This is a genomic window from Limnohabitans sp. DM1 (genome assembly GCF_001269385.1).
Classification (GTDB): Bacteria; Pseudomonadota; Gammaproteobacteria; order Burkholderiales; family Burkholderiaceae_C; genus Limnohabitans_A.
The window spans coordinates 49,851-64,910 of record NZ_CXOO01000029.1 but is presented as its reverse complement, the minus strand read 5'-3'; the positions used below and the strand labels follow the sequence as shown (position 1 = coordinate 64,910).

Genomic DNA, 15,060 nt, shown 5'->3' with positions numbered 1-15,060 from the left:
CGAAGAAGCCTTCAAACGCCTTAAGCACCGCCTGAAAATCGAAAGCGACAGCGGCCTGCGACAGCAAGCCCGTGTCATTGATATCGCCGCCAAAGTGTTGGCCGACAACCTGGGCGCTTTGCTCAGTTACTGTGCCCGTGGCATGCAAGAGCGCACTGATCGAATCTGCAACCGCAGCTACGCGGCCAGCCTGATGCAACGCATGCTGCCCCGTTTGCTGTTGCTGCCTAGCGCCCTTGCGACGTGCATCGCCCAGAGCATCGAACTGCTCAAGGGCAATCTGGTGCGAAGGGTTGAAGGCCGATCTCGGCCACGACCTGCGAGCAAAACAAAGCCGCATCCGCATTTGGCTTACAAGGCGTAGAGGCTTATGTTCGGTGGATTGCTGGCGAGACCCCCTACTTTGGCGAATACCCGCCAGACTTTTTTGACTTCATCATCATCGACGAGTGCCACCGGGGCGGCGCCAACGACGAAGGCAGCTGGCGGGCCATCCTTGAATACTTCAGCCCTGCCGTGCAGCTGGGCCTGACGGCCACACCCAAGCGCACGATCAACGCCGACACCTATGGCTATTTTGGTGACCCGGTTTACACCTACTCGCTCAAGGATGGCATCAACGATGGCTTTTTGACGCCGTTTCGCGTCAAGCAAATCGTGACCACGCTGGACGATTACGTCTACACCGCCGACGACATGGTGCTGGACGGCGAAGTGCAGCAAGGCAAGCGCTACGAAGAAAAAGACTTCAACCGCAGCATCGAGATCAAAGAGCGCGAGGCCTACCGCGTCAAGCTGTTCATGGAAAGCATCGACCAGCGCGAAAAGACGATTGTGTTTTGCGCCACCCAGCAGCACGCCCTGCTGGTGCGCGACCTGATCAACCAGATGAAAATCAGCCCCGCGCCCGACTACTGCGTGCGCGTGACGGCCAACGACGGCAAGCTGGGCGAGCAGCACCTGAGCCAGTTTCAGGACAACGAAAAATCGCTGCCCACCATCCTGACCACGTCGCAAAAACTCTCGACAGGCGTGGACGCCCGCAACGTGCGCAACATCGTGCTGATGCGGCCCGTGAATTCGATGATCGAGTTCAAGCAAATCATCGGGCGCGGCACCCGCCTGTATGACGGCAAGGACTACTTCACGATCCATGACTTTGTGAAGGCGCACCACAAGTTCAACGATGCCGATTGGGACGGCGAGCCGGTCGAGCCCGAAGCACCCACCGCCAAACCCCTGCCACCCAGCTGGCAACCTCAAGACCCGACCGAGCCGCCCAAGGCGAGCATGCCGGGCGAAGACCGTCCGGCCAAGCTGGTGGTCAAACTGGCCGATGGCAAAACCCGCACCATTCAGCACATCACCTCCACCAGCTACTGGGGGCCAGACGGCAAGCCACTGTCACCCGCGCAGTTTTTGGAAAGTCTGTTCGGCGCCCTGCCCGACTTCTTCAAAAACGAAGACGAACTGCGAACCCTGTGGGCCGACCCCACCACGCGCAAGGCGCTGCTCGGCGGCCTGGCCGACAAAGGCTTTGGCCGCGACCCGCTGCGCGAGATGCAACGCATCATCGAAGCCGAAAAAAGCGATCTCTTCGACGTGCTGGCCTACGTGGCCTTTGCCCTGCCAACAGAGACACGCGCCACCCGTGCGGACCGCGCTAAGGCCCACAACGCGGAGACGTATGGACAAAAGCAACAAGCGTTTTTAGCCTTTGTACTGGACCAGTACGTGACCCAAGGCGTAGACCAACTCGACGCCGACAAACTCACCCCGCTGCTCAAGCTGCGCTACAACGCGCTGAATGACGCGATGGCGGAGTTGGGGGATGCAGTGCAGGTGAGGCAGGCGTTTGTGGGGATGCAGACGTATTTGTACTCGGTTTAATTTTTAGTTTTTAAACGCGAACAAAACCCATAACTGTACGCAAAGAATTTCTAAATTTTTGGCTGCCAAAATTTTAATTCTCTTACTCATGACACCATGAAAAACACACCTAACTACAGTCTTTATCACACTCATGAGCTCAAAAAACGATTAGCTGAACTTGATCCAAAAAACGACCAAGATGAAATTCATGAAATTCAAAAAATGATTGACAAAGGAGGCTATCAATTCCCATCAACAAGCTCTAAAATAAATCATAACACTGATCACTCAATCAAAAGAAAAGCAGTAGCTACGAAGTTTCAAAGCAGCAAATTTATATTAATATTGTGCTTAACAATGACAATGCTTTTGGCATGGAATTTATATGTTTTAATTGTTTTTGGACTGGGTCTTGCATTAATTCCGATTGTTTTTCAAAGCGTAATTCTCTATTGCCTTTATAACGCTCACGTAATGAGTAAGCCACTGATTAAAATTTGGGCTGCACTTATGATGGTAAGCGGTTTTTTTGGCCTAATCTCCGTTGTTTTAGGAAAATTAATTTCAATAGATCAATTTTTAATACACATCGTATATTTAATTGCAGGATTTTATGCTTGGACAAAAGCAAATCACACGATGGAGATAATTTATGCAGCGCACGATGAACCAAATTAAAATTCGGGTAAAAATTTAAACAATTAATTTAACGTTACTCAAAAATATTTTATGTGGTTTGGTCTTAGTTTTGTTACGCTTGCTGCTTCTTTGGGTTGGCGCTGGTATGCAGAGAGAACACGATGGAAAGGTGACTCCGAAAAACACGATGGATTACCTTACCAATACAAATTTCGCCGTGAAAAATATAGCGACAAGCTTTGGATCGGCATTGACTTCAACCCCAAAGTCAATTGTGCTTTTCGTCGTGAAAACTGGCTTGATCGCGCCTTTAAAGTGCTGCGCCTGACCAAAGAGCATCAAACCGGGCACAGTGAATTTGATCAGCAGGTCTACTTCATTTCAGACAACGCCACTGTCCAAAATCTGGTTTCAAGCAGCCAGCATATTGCAGACAACGTCTTAAAGATCATGTCCAGCAATATGCATGGCGCACACTTTCGCAGGTTATACGGACGCAGTGGATGCTTGTGGGCAGAATACAAGCTCAAAGGTGAACTGGCTGCAGATAAAGGCGCACCAGGCCTAGCCGCACTGTGCGTACCCGCATTACACGCAATCGCCAAAGAGTTTCTGCAAGCCGAAAATAAAATCACCAAGCCATGGCTCGATCCTTACTATTGGATTGCTGCCGTCTTTTCTACCATCGCTTACGGCCTGTTGACCAATGGTGTGATCCAGGTTTTTCGATGGCTGGATACCCCGAATGCACAGCTACTTCCGGGGTCACAGATTGTCCAACATGCTTTGGGTATAACCGCGATCAGCATTGGCGTATTGGTTGCCGCTGCGGCCATCATGTTGAGTCGAACCTCTCGCGCTCACATGACATTGATTGAGGTATTTTTGGCGGGTAGCTTGGGCATGTTCAGCACCAGTTACTACGCATTAAAAGATATCAATTTCGACTTGGGTGCCAAAGCGGGCAAAGCTGTTACCTCTGAGGTCATTGGTCAACGCATTCAAAAGCACCGTCGAAAAACCAACAAGCCAACATATTACTTAACGATCAAAGCAACTGACAGGACACCTCAAACTGAAGTGACTGTCAGCGCCGACAGTTATGCGATGACACGCATGGGTAGTCAGATCAACCTGAACGTCCATGCAGGAAAACTTGGTTATTTGTGGATCTCGGATGTGCAAGTCCAACGCCCCCATTCACTCAATGATTCAACTACCCCCAAGCCTTCTCCAGCCACTTGTTGCTGACAGGCTGCGGTGCACGCAATTCTTCCGGTAGCGAGAAAAACTCCAGGATGCGGGCGTCTTGCGCACCTTTGCGTTCGGCCACCAGTAGCGTTGCTCGTGCGGTTTCAGCTCGGCCAGGCTCTGGGCATCGCGGGCAGGGTCAGGGCTTTTTTTTCAGCGCATCACAACAACGCATCCAGCCCCTTGCGGTCCAGCAAGTTCAGCAGCTTGAGCGACGGGCCGCTGGGGTGCTTCTCTCCGATCTCCCATTTACGCACCGTGGACGCGCTGGTGTTGAGCACCGATGCCATCACCGTCTGACTCAAATTGTGCTGCTCGCGCAGGGCGCGGATTTGGGCGCTGTCATACGGCGCAATCGGCTCCATGCACAGCGCGTCGATCTTTTGCATCTTGCGCTTGTCGATGAATCCCAAACGCTCCAGATCCGCCGCTGTTTCGTAAACCGTTTCCAACACGCGGCTGGCGGTTTGGGGTCTGGTTTTGGATTTCGCTTTAGTGCTCATGACAAATCTCCTGTAACGAACCATCTTGCGCCGCGACTTCAAGCTGCGCCACGGATAAGTCCAGCAGTTGTATGGCCAGCCACTGCAAAGCTTCCAGCTCTGTGCGGGACACACTGGCCTTTTCGTTCTTGTCAAACCCGAACACAAAAAACCAACGGCTGGTCCTGCACGTCGCCACCAATGTGCAGGCTCCGCCGCGCTTGCCGCGACCGGGCAACGCCACACGCTTTTTGAGCACATCGCCACCCAGATTGGCAGCCACCAAGCCACTGACCATCTCGCTCACGGCCAAGCACAAAGCGTCATCCGTCAGATCGGTTTACGCATCCACTTGGCAAATTGGCGGGTTTTGAAGATGCGGCGCATGATTCAAATTATGCCACTCAGTGACATAGATACCCCCCTCAATGATTCAACTGCCCCCAAGCCTTCTCCAGCCGCTTGATGCTAACGGGCTGCGGGCTGCGAAGCTCTTGTGCGAAGAAGCTCACGCGAAAATCTTCCAGTAGCCAGCGGAACTCCAGCATGCGGGCGTCTTGCGCGCCTTGGCGTTCGGCCACCAGGCGCCAGTAGCGTTGCTCTTTCGGTTTCAGCTCGGTCAGGCGCTGGGCGTCTCGGGCGGAGATGGTGCATCTACCAGATCAAGGTATCGCTCATGCACTCGCCAATAAGCGCACATCTTTCAAACTGTCTTTCATTTGAATTTGCGCTACTTTCAGGTCATACGCAGATTGCAGGTTGAGCCAGTATTGAGGCGTTTGACCGAGTGCACGACCAAGGCGCAGAGCCAACTCGGCCGTGAGCGGGCGATCACCTTTGAGTACATGCGACACACGCATGGCAGACACCCCAATGGCGTCGGCGAATGCAGCTTGGGTCATGGCCAAGTCTTCCAGTGCTTCGCGCAAGAACTCACCGGGGTGGATGGCAGGCAGACCATCCACAGGATTTTTTGCAGTCATCTTCATCACTCCTCAGTGGTAATCCACAATTTCAACGTCATACGCATGCCCATGTTCAAACCGAAAGCACAAACGCCAACGGTCATTGACACGAACGCTCCATTTGCCTGCAAGATCACCCGTCAAAGCCTCCAAACGGTTGGAAGGCGGCATGCGTAAGTCATCGACTTCGACCGCCGCGTGAAGCTGCGTCAGACGCATCACCGCCCGCTTGAGGATCTCAGGGGGCAGACGGCGCGATTTGCCTGTCGCAAACAAGCGTTCGGTTTCGTCGCTGGCAAAACTTTCGATCATGTGGCTATTATAAACAATTTGTTTATAAACAGCACTGCGCCTCGAACATCAAGACAAAGACTGACGCCTCAATGATTCAATTGCCCCCAAGCCTTCTCCAGCCGCCTGATGCTGACCGGCTGCGGGGTGCGCCGTTCTTGCGCGAAGAAGCTCACACGCAGTTCTTCCAGTAGCCTGCGGAACTCCAACATGCAGGCGTCCGGACGTGGCGCTGGAAGCGCTGAAAGAAGCATGGCACGCCAAGCGGGTCACGATGGATGGGCTTTGGCACTACGGGCAAATTTGCCGCGTGCAAAACGTGATGCGGCCTTACCTCGAAGGGCTGACCGCATGATCAACAAGCCTGCATCGGTCCGGGCCAGACTGCTCAACAAGGCCAAAGCCGACCAGCTGGATTCAATATAGCCGCATCCATGCTTTGACTGGCATCCAGCCTTCCATACACCGGCTGATGCTGCTTCAAGCTCGCAATCACTTCCGCTGTCAGCACAAACCCCACGCCATACATCGCCGCCAATTCAGCACACCGCTTGGCAAACGCATCCACGCCATGACCATAGATGAACTGCAGCGCGCCGCCCGTCCAAGCCGGAAAGCCGATGCCGAAGATCGAGCCGATGTTGCCGTCGTGCACCGAGGTCAGCACGCCTTCTTGCAGGCAGCGGGCAGTTTCCACGGCTTGGCGGTACAGCAGGCGGTCTTTGATGTCCTGCTGGCTGATGGGCGATCAAGCCAAAGCAAACGTTACTTCTTTGCGGGGGTATCTTGCACCCCATTGGCCTTGGCAAACGTCAGGATCACCTCGCGGATGATCTTGCGCTGAGTGGCGGGGAGCTGCAAAAAGGTGTCGAAGGTTTCGCGCTCCACGTAACCAACACCCTCGTCCCAGCGTTTTTTTTGCTGCTGCACCGACAAACGTACGGCATCGCCAAAACGCAGGACGTCGGGCTCCACCTTCAGCCACTCTGCCAAAACTTTCATTTTGTCCTGCATCGGGATTGAACGGTTGTTCAGCCAACCCCACGCCGCCTGATTGCTGATTGACTTGCCTGGCCAGCGCAAATTGAACTCATGCTCCAAAACCGAAGGACTGGCAACGTAGCCCGCCTGAATCATTGCGGCACGCAAACGCTCAGTGAATTCAATTTTTTCATTCATCCAAGCAAACTACAAACCGCTTGATGATTTTCTCAAATAGCTGTTGAGTATCATTACAACAATCAGTTGAAAACTGAATCAATAGCTTATTGAGTCCATTGCATGCCCAAGTCCCTCCTCGAACAACTCCCCGACATCGTGGCCAATGGCCGCAAGCAAGCTGAAAAAATCCTGGAAGGCATCGAAAGCCGCCACCGTGTGGGGCTGCAAACCCGTGAAGTGGTGCTGCCAGCCCGGGACACCGCTGCGAAAGACTGGGTCACCCAGCAAAACAGGGCCAGCCAGCGCGAGGTGTTTGCACCAGGGCAAGCCAGCCTGATCGATGACCCGCAAGCCACGTTGGGCGCCGCTCCCGAAGCACCTTGGGCCAATCGGCTGATTTATGGCGACAACCTGCTGGCCATGGCCGCCTTGCTTGCGGGGGACGAGAACACGCCCAGCCTGCGCGGCAAGGTGGACCTGATCTACATCGACCCGCCTTTTGACTCCAAGGCCGACTACCGCACCAAGGTCACGCTGCCAGGTGTGGAGATCGAACAAAAGCCCACGGTCATCGAGCAGTTCGCCTATTCAGACACCTGGAGCGACGGCACTGCCTCATACCTCGCAATGATCACGCCACGCCTGATCCTGATGCGTGAACTGATGGCCGATACCGGGTCCATCTACGTGCATCTGGACTGGCATGTGGGGCATTACGTGAAGCTGGTCTTGGATGAGGTGTTTGGCAAAGAACATTTTCAAAATGAAATTACATGGCAAAGGACAGCATCACACAATGACACAACCGGAAAATTTGGTCGGACAAAAGACTCAATTTTCTTTTTCACAAAGAGCAGCAACTATCCATTCGAAAAACAATACCTTCCATATTCAAAAGAATACATAGACGCTGAATGGAATGAACTACCAGACGGAAGGTTTTGGAAATCGGAAAACATGCTCGATCCACAAGGAAGGATGGAATTGTTCGACTTCCACGGAACATCCGCAAGATGGAGGACCAACGCTGAAAAAATGGAGGTGCTTTGGAACGCACCTCAAACGGCGGTGCCCGGCAGTCATGGACGAATCAAACTGGGGCGTAATGGACTCCCAATCAAACGTTGCAAGATCGTTTTTTTAGACGAGCTTCCCGGGGTACCACTTAGCGACATTTGGACAGATATCTCGTACGTTGCGGGCGGTTCAGGACAAAGTCTCAACTATGGAACCCAAAAGCCTGAGAAACTTCTTGAAAGAATCATCCGATCTTCGTGTCCTGATAACGGAATCGTCGCTGATTTCAATGGAGGATCTGGCACCACTGCAGCTGCGGCAGAAAAACTAGGCCGCCGCTGGATCACCACCGATCTCGGCAAACCCGCCTGCATGATCATGCGCAAACGCCTGATCGACCAAGAGGCCAAGCCCTTCCTTTACCAGGCCATTGGCGACTACCAAGTCGAAGCAGCCAAAGCCACTTTAGGCCGCGATTTCCGCATCGGTGATTTGTCACAAATTGTGTTGTCGCTCTACGGTGCCCTGCCCCTGCCACCCGATGTGAACCCGCAGCGCAACCTTGGGCAAATCGCAGGCATGGCACTCGGCGCTGGCCGGGGCAGTAAAACCCTGGTGCTGGCCGACTCGCCAAACAAGCTCACCGGCATGGCCACACTCAAAAAGGCCATCGCACAGCGCGACAACCTCATGGGCGGTTGGGACCGTGTGGTGGTGCTGGGCTGGAACTTTGAGCCATCAATTGGCGAAACCATCACCGCGCTCAACGACAGCCGCCTCGAAGTGCTGGTCATCCCACCGGACCTGATGGACCGGCTCAAGAAGAAAGGCGGCATCGACAAGCTGCGCGGCCAAGTACGTTTCTCGTCATTGCAATACCTAACCATTGAGCCGATCACACGCATGGTGTCATCCAGTGCAGGCGATGAAACCCCGACCGAAACACTCACCGTCAAGCTCAAAAACTATGTGCTGCTCTCGCCCGAAGCCATCAATCTGGACGACGCCAACCGCCAAGCCTTGCAGCAAGTGGCCAACAAGGAGCCGCTGGCCCTGATCGAGTATTGGGCGGTGGACCCAGACTACGACGGCAAGGTGTTCCGCTCGGTCTGGCAAGACTACCGGGGCAACACCGCCAACGATGCCGATGTGTTGCGCGTGGTCACTCAGGCGCAGGTGAGCGTTCCTGCAAAAGCCGGGGCTCGCAAGGTGTGCGTGCGCGTGGTCGATGTGTTTGGTTTTGAAGCCGAAGTGGTGACCACTGTGGAGGCCGCATGAGCAGCACGACCCACAAAGCCGATGACCAATTGGCCCTGGCCGCAGGCCTGACCGCCAAAACCAATCAGCTATGCCTGGGACTGGAATCGGGTGCAGCAGAAATTCTGGAACTGGTCACCACCACCACGGCCGACTTGCTGGCCTGGTGGTTTGGCGAAGACATGGTGATGGCCCGAGGCGGCCTGAACTTTCACGCCGGACAAAAGCAGGCCATCTTGAACGCCATCGTGGCGCACGAGGTGCTGGGCGCTGACCTTGAGCGCTGGACGCTGTTGGACTTGTACCGCGCCGCTGCCCCCGATGCGCTGCTGACGGGCACGCGCCTTGCCGAAGTGTCTGCCGACAAACACGGCCACCCCAAGTACTGCCTGAAGATGGCCACGGGCACGGGCAAGACCTGGGTGTTGCAAGCGCTGATGATCTGGCAGCTGCTCAACAAAACCGCTGCACTGGCCGAAGGGATTGACGACCCACGTTTTACCCGTCAGTTCATGGTGGTGGCGCCGGGCCTGATTGTTTATGAGCGCTTGCTCGATGCGTTTTGCGGCAAGCTCATTCCAGGGGGCAATGGCTCGCGTGACTTCGCCAGTTCGGACATGGCCAAGTTTGCCGACCTGTTCATCCCCGAGGCGCACCGCGAATCGGTGTTTGCCTTTGTGCGCGGCAATGTGTGCAGCAAAAACGAGATCGGCCTCAAAGCCACTGGCAACGGCATGATCGCCATCACCAATTGGCACCTGCTGGCCGAAGGTGGCGATGTGACGGAAGACATCGAAGAAGTCGAAACGCTTGGCGCGCCCATGGCCCCGCAAGACGTGGTGGCCCAAGTGCTGCCGCTGACGCCAGGACGTGCCACAGGCAACAGCTTGGATGTATTGGACCGCCGCTATGCACGCGGCAATGTGCTGGAGTTTTTGGCCCAGCTGCCCGAGCTGATGGTCTTCAACGACGAAGCGCACCACATCCACGAGTTCAAACGTGAAGGCGAGACAACAGAAGTGGAATGGCAAAAAAGCCTAAGCCGCATCGCCCAGACCAAAGGCCGCCGCTTTGTGCAGGTGGACTTTTCGGCCACGCCTTACAACGACGTGGGCTCGGGCAAGAACAAACGCAAGGTGTTCTTTCCGCACATCGTGACCGACTTCGACCTCAAAAGCGCCATGCGTGCCGGGCTGGTCAAGTCGCTGGTGCTGGACCGCCGCAAGGAAATCGGCGCATTGCCGCTGGAGTTCAAAGCCGAACGCGACGAATCGGGTAACCCCGCCCTGAGCGAAGGCCAGCGCGTGATGCTGCGGGCAGGCTTGGCCAAGCTGCGCAAGCTCGAAAAAGACTTTGCGGCTATTGATCCGCAACGCCACCCCAAGATGCTGGTGGTCTGTGAAGACACCACCGTGTCGCCGCTGGTGGCCGAGTTCTTGCGCGACCAGGAAGGCCTGAACGAAGACGAGGTGATGACCATCGACTCGGGCAAAAAGGCCGAGCTGGGTGAAAAAGACTGGGCCCCTGTGCGCGAGCGCCTGTTCAGCGTGGACCACCACGCAACCCCGCGTGTGATCGTGAGCGTGCTGATGCTGCGCGAAGGCTTTGACGTGAATAACATCTGCGTCATCGTCCCGCTGCGCTCCAGCCAAGCGCAGATTTTGCTGGAGCAAACCATTGGGCGTGGCTTACGCCTGATGTGGCGCGATGCGGAATACAACGACATCAAACGCGAAAACCGCGAACTGATCGAGGCCAGCAAAGAACCCGGCAGCTTGCTCGATGTGCTGTCCATCGTGGAGCACCCGGCGTTTCAGTCTTTCTATGACGAGCTGATCAACGAAGGCCTGGCGGGCACCACAGGCGATGACGACGGTGACGGCAGATCGGCCACTGGCGACGTGATCGCCGCTGAGTTGCGCGAAGACTTTGAAGCCTTTGACTTCGGCATTCCGTTCATCCTGCAAGAAGCCGACGAGCTGCGCGACCATAACCAGATCGACGTGACCGCCCTGCCCGCCTTCACAGCCATGACGGCGGACCAGCTCAAGGGCATGCTGGGCAAGGGCGACACCTTTGTCTCGCAAGACCTGCAAAGCGCCACGCTGTTTGGCGACTACCGGGTGGACGGCGCGGTGATGAACGTGAGCGGCTACAACGATTACCTGTCGCGCCTGACGCGGCGCATCAGCCAGGCGCTGAGTGAGCCACTGCCCAAAGGCAACAAGATTGCCACGCACCTGGCCAAGCCCTATCTGCAAGTGAACACCGCCGAGCTGACGGGCTGGATTGACGACTACGTCTGGACGCAACTGTTTGCGGGCACCTTCAACCCGCTGGAAGATGAAAACTGGCGCTTGCTGCTGTTGCAGCCCGTGGTGGACCACATCACCAAAGTGTTTGCCGTCGGTTTGCTTGAATCGGAAGAAAAACACACCACAGGCCAGACCGAAGTGCATCTGCGCCATTTGAGCGAAGTGCCCAAAATCATGGTGCGCGAAAGTGCATCGCTGGAAGTGTCCAAATGCATCTACACCCGACTAGGCTGGCCCAGCCGCAACGGCGGGCTGGAACGCGCCTTCATCCACTGGGCACAAGCCGACACACAAGTGCTGGCGTTTTGCAAGATCAGCGAAAACCGCCACACCTTTGCACGCTTGCGCTACGTAAAAGACGACGGCCTGCCCGCCTTCTATTCACCCGACTTTCTGGTGCGCACCGCTGGCGCGGTGTATCTGGTCGAAACCAAAGGCCAGGAACAAACCATCCACCCCAACGTGCAACGCAAACTGAAAGCCGCGCTGGCTTGGTGCGAACGCATCAACAATCTCACAGAAGAACAACGCGGCGGACCGCCATGGCATTACGTGCTGCTGGGTGAGGCTGCGGTGTATGAGTGGCAAACAAAGAAGGCAAGGCTGGCGGAACTGCTGGACTTTGCACGGCTGCGGCCACTTGGTGAGGCTTCGTTGCAGCAGCGGTTGATTTGAGGGGCTGTTCTGTTACATGTACTGTCTTACTCGATCTGAAATTTCTCGGCCATTCCTGCAAAGGTTCATTTCCCAGTACTTTTATCCCCGTGACTTGATTCTTTGAAATTTTGGCCTTTTTTTGTGTTTACTTTGGTATCTAATCTTGCATTCCGTTCTGGTTTGCAGATTCGATATGCCCAATTTCAACCCATCCCCCAAAGTCCTCACCGTCACCAGCCCGGCCATCCCCCAAGTGGCAGGTGCTGCCGCCTTGGTGCCCCTGAAGCTCTCGGGCCATGAGGCCGTCAACTCCCTCTTTGAGTACACCCTCATCCTGCAAAGCCCAGACGCCTTGCAGTTTGCCGCCAACGACGCCAGCAACTTCCCCCTGCACGACATGGTCGGGCGCGAGATCACTTGCGCCATCGCACTGGACGGCCACGGCAGCTTTGTGGCCGGTCTGGCGGGCAACTTGGGCGCAGCCAACCAAGGCGCAGGCGTTCGCGAACTGTCTGGCCTCATCACCGCCGCCCGCCACCTGGGCACGGACAGCCGGCACGCACTGTACGCGCTCACCCTGCGCCCCTGGCTGCACCTGGCCACGCTGACCAGTGACTGCAAAGTCTTCCAAGACCAAACCCCGGTTGAAGTCATCCGCGCCGTCCTCTCTGACTACGCCTTTGCCACAGAAGTGCGGTTGATCGAGACGTATCCGGCCCGCGACTACTGCGTGCAGTACAACGAAACCGACTTTGAATTCATCACCCGCCTCATGCAAGAGTGGGGCATCAACTTCCACTTTGAGCACTCGGGCGGCGTGCACCGCCTCATCTTGAGTGACCACAACGGTGCCTTCAGCCCCCTGCAAAAGGACCAGAGCGACAGCGCTTACCACCGCATTGCCTACTACCCCCCTGGCCACAAGGTGGACGAGGAATACATCCACGCCTTCACCCCCACCGAGCGGCTCACAGCAGGCCAATACGCCAGCCGCGAATACGACTACACCCGCCCCAAAGTGGCCCTGGGCGCAAGCCAAGCCCAGCCCCGCGCCACTGGCCAGGCCAACCAAGAGGTGTACTTGTGGCGCGGGGGCAAAGTGCGCACAGGCCAAGCACCTGGGAATGACAGCGGCATCGGCAGCACCGCCAGCGGCAGCCTGCCGGGCAGCGACTACGCACAAGAAAACAAAGGCTCTGATACCGCCCAGGCCAACCAAACCGAGCCCCAAGGCCAACACCTGGCACGCCTGCGCATGCAAGCACTGCGCCAGGCAGGCCAACGCGCCAGCGGCGCAGGTCATGTGCGCGGCATCGCCACGGGCCACACCTTTGCCCTGCACAAACACCCGCAAGACGCGGCCAACATCGAATACCTGACCCTGTCCACCCACACCGTCATCGAAAACGTCAGCGAAGACACGGCGCGGGATAACAGTAGCAACAAGAACAACATCGGCCAAGCACTCATCCCGCAAGGCCTGTCAGACGCCCAACGCCTGTCTGGCCAATGGCGCATCGACGTGCGCTTTGAAGTGCAGCCCACCACCGAGCTGCTGCGCCCCGAAGGTATTCAGCCCAAACCCCACACCCACGGCCCCGAGACGGCCCTGGTCTGCGGGCCAGACGCCGACACCGCACAAAGCGACATCTACACCGATCCTTTAGGGCGCATCAAAGTTCAGTTTCCGTGGGACCGCTATGGCGCCAAGAACCACAACAGCAGCTGCTGGGTGCGGGTGTCTGCCGCTTGGGCGGGTAACCAACTGGGTGCCATGCACGTGCCGCGCATCGGGCAAGAAGTGATCGTGGACTTTCTGGGGGGCGACCCGGACCAGCCCATTTGCACCGGGCGGGTCTACAACCAGATGAACACGCCGCCTTGGGCGCTGCCTGCGCAGCAAGCGCTCAGCGGCTTCAGAAGCCGCGAGCTCAAGCCCGGCGGAGGCAACAGCGCAGCGGGCAGGTCCAACCACTTGGTGCTGGACGACACCGAACAAAAGATCCAGGCGCAAATCAAGAGCGACCACCAGCACAGCAGCTTGAGCCTGGGGCACATCACGCGCATCGAAGACAATGCGGGCCGCAAAGACCACCGTGGCGAAGGCTTTGAGCTGCGCACCGACGGACACGGCGCAGTCAGAGCCAAAGACGGCCTGCTCATCAGCACCGAGGGCCGACCCAACGCCAATGGCCACATCACCGACCTGAGCGAGACCACAGCGCGGCTGGCGCAAGGGCAAAGCCAGCACGACAGTCTGGGCGACTTGGCGCTGCAATACCAAGCGCAGGAAGAAGGCGACCAAGGCGACGTAGCCAAAGCCATTGAATTGCAAAACAAAGCCATTGCAGGGGACGGCAAAACAGAAGGCAAATTCCCTGAACTGCAAGAACCCCACCTGATCCTGTCCAGCCCAGCGGGCATCGAGAGCACCACACCGCAAAGCACGCACCAGCACAGCGGCCAGCACCACGCCATCACCAGCGGCGGGCACACCAGTGTGAGCGCGGGCAAGAGCCTGCTCGTCAGCGCCAAAGAGGCGATCCGGCTGTTTGCCTACAAAGCGGGCATGAAACTCATCGCCGTTGGGGCCGATGTAGAAATCAAATCACTCAGCCAAAACATCCATTTGCTGGCCAAGCTGGACATCACCCACACGGCCAACAGCATCGAGATCAACGCCAAAGAAGAAGTGCAAATGAACGGCGGCGGCAGCTACCGCCGCTGGAACGCCAGCGGCATCGAAGAAGGCACCAGCGGCAGCTGGACAGCGCATGCGGCAAGCCATGGCATGAATGGGCCGGCCAATGCGCCGGTGCAGCTGCAAGTGCCGCCGGTGATGCCTTTGACAGAGGAGTTGTGGCTGAATCTGTCAACGCAAGCCAATGCGTTGGGCGGTAGTTTGCAAGAAGGTGAGCCCTATGAACTGCTGCGCGATGGTTCGGTGGTGGCGCGGGGTGTGACCGATGAATGGGGGCGAGTCTTGGTCAAAAAACATACCGACGGCACTCAGCGTTACCAAGTTCGCTTGAGCAGTGGTGCCGTATTTGATGTGCCGGTTTCAAAAAGCTTGCAAAACCCAGCCCAAACCGCAAGCAATCAGGGCCAGCGGATGCAGCAAAGTGCGCCGCCCCAAAACTGAGCCGAGCCAGC

The 15,060-nt window shown here is 56.5% G+C and carries 11 protein-coding genes and 6 pseudogenes; 8 read left to right on the top strand and 9 right to left on the bottom strand.

Features of this window, described 5'->3' with window-relative positions; genetic code table 11:
* The 4 genes and pseudogenes from AMM33_RS12135 to AMM33_RS12125 form a co-directional block, all read left to right on the top strand.
* Positions 1-364 (top strand): annotated as a pseudogene (locus tag AMM33_RS12135) (transposase); the annotation flags it as partial.
* A 32-nt stretch (positions 365-396) separates the two neighbouring features.
* Positions 397-1,890 (top strand): annotated as a pseudogene (locus AMM33_RS12130) (type I restriction-modification enzyme R subunit C-terminal domain-containing protein); the annotation flags it as partial.
* Between the two features lie 96 nt (positions 1,891-1,986).
* Positions 1,987-2,550 carry a hypothetical protein gene (locus AMM33_RS22010; RefSeq protein ID WP_194945426.1) on the top strand — a complete coding sequence of 188 codons (564 nt, stop codon included), beginning with the start codon at positions 1,987-1,989 and terminating at the stop codon, positions 2,548-2,550.
* Between the two features lie 51 nt (positions 2,551-2,601).
* Positions 2,602-3,762 carry a hypothetical protein gene (locus AMM33_RS12125; RefSeq protein ID WP_194945425.1) on the top strand — a complete coding sequence of 387 codons (1,161 nt, stop codon included), beginning with the start codon at positions 2,602-2,604 and terminating at the stop codon, positions 3,760-3,762.
* Here the strand turns inward: AMM33_RS12125 and AMM33_RS22735 are convergent.
* The 7 genes and pseudogenes from AMM33_RS22735 to AMM33_RS22005 all read right to left on the bottom strand — a co-directional run.
* A pseudogene (locus AMM33_RS22735) lies at positions 3,728-3,915 on the bottom strand (hypothetical protein); the annotation flags it as partial. The gene AMM33_RS12125 and the pseudogene AMM33_RS22735 sit on opposite strands and share 35 nt — an antisense overlap.
* Before the next feature lie 8 nt (positions 3,916-3,923).
* Positions 3,924-4,265 (bottom strand): helix-turn-helix domain-containing protein, encoded by a 342-nt coding sequence (locus AMM33_RS12120; RefSeq protein ID WP_090141587.1) that lies wholly within the window; start codon positions 4,263-4,265, stop codon positions 3,924-3,926.
* Positions 4,255-4,563, bottom strand: coding sequence for a type II toxin-antitoxin system RelE/ParE family toxin (locus AMM33_RS12115; RefSeq protein ID WP_228768097.1), 309 nt, complete (start codon positions 4,561-4,563; stop codon positions 4,255-4,257). Before AMM33_RS12115 ends, AMM33_RS12120 begins: the two co-directional genes overlap by 11 nt.
* Positions 4,564-4,669: 106 nt before the next feature.
* Positions 4,670-4,885 (bottom strand): annotated as a pseudogene (locus AMM33_RS12110) (DUF3418 domain-containing protein); the annotation flags it as partial.
* A 33-nt stretch (positions 4,886-4,918) separates the two neighbouring features.
* A complete protein-coding gene (locus tag AMM33_RS12105; RefSeq protein ID WP_090141593.1) occupies positions 4,919-5,227 on the bottom strand; it encodes a HigA family addiction module antitoxin in 309 nt (102 codons plus the stop codon).
* A gap of 12 nt (positions 5,228-5,239) precedes the next feature.
* Complete coding sequence (locus AMM33_RS12100; RefSeq protein ID WP_090141586.1) at positions 5,240-5,521, bottom strand: type II toxin-antitoxin system RelE/ParE family toxin; 282 nt, start codon at positions 5,519-5,521, stop codon at positions 5,240-5,242.
* 68 nt (positions 5,522-5,589) lie between these two features.
* Positions 5,590-5,721: pseudogene (locus AMM33_RS22005) on the bottom strand (DUF3418 domain-containing protein); the annotation flags it as partial.
* A gap of 5 nt (positions 5,722-5,726) precedes the next feature.
* Here AMM33_RS22005 and AMM33_RS22670 point away from each other — a divergent pair.
* Positions 5,727-5,855 carry a hypothetical protein gene (locus tag AMM33_RS22670; protein ID WP_255350692.1) on the top strand — a complete coding sequence of 43 codons (129 nt, stop codon included), beginning with the start codon at positions 5,727-5,729 and terminating at the stop codon, positions 5,853-5,855.
* Between the two features lie 105 nt (positions 5,856-5,960).
* On the opposite strand, the pseudogene AMM33_RS12090 reads toward AMM33_RS22670, so the two are convergent.
* Positions 5,961-6,239: pseudogene (locus AMM33_RS12090) on the bottom strand (3-hydroxyacyl-CoA dehydrogenase); the annotation flags it as partial.
* Between the two features lie 26 nt (positions 6,240-6,265).
* Positions 6,266-6,679, bottom strand: coding sequence for a transcriptional regulator (locus AMM33_RS12085; protein WP_090141584.1), 414 nt, complete (start codon positions 6,677-6,679; stop codon positions 6,266-6,268).
* 102 nt (positions 6,680-6,781) lie between these two features.
* Between AMM33_RS12085 and AMM33_RS12080 the strand changes: the two genes are divergently transcribed.
* The 3 genes from AMM33_RS12080 (at position 6,782) to AMM33_RS12070 (ending at position 15,049) form a co-directional block, all read left to right on the top strand.
* Complete coding sequence (locus tag AMM33_RS12080; protein ID WP_090141583.1) at positions 6,782-8,956, top strand: site-specific DNA-methyltransferase; 2,175 nt, start codon at positions 6,782-6,784, stop codon at positions 8,954-8,956.
* Entirely contained in the window at positions 8,953-11,925 is a 2,973-nt protein-coding gene (locus AMM33_RS12075) for a DEAD/DEAH box helicase family protein (protein ID WP_090141582.1), read from the top strand. The genes AMM33_RS12080 and AMM33_RS12075 overlap by 4 nt, the downstream gene beginning before the upstream one ends.
* 175 nt (positions 11,926-12,100) lie before the next feature.
* Entirely contained in the window at positions 12,101-15,049 is a 2,949-nt protein-coding gene (locus AMM33_RS12070; RefSeq protein ID WP_090141581.1) for a type VI secretion system Vgr family protein, read from the top strand.
* The last annotated feature ends 11 nt before the right edge of the window (positions 15,050-15,060 follow it).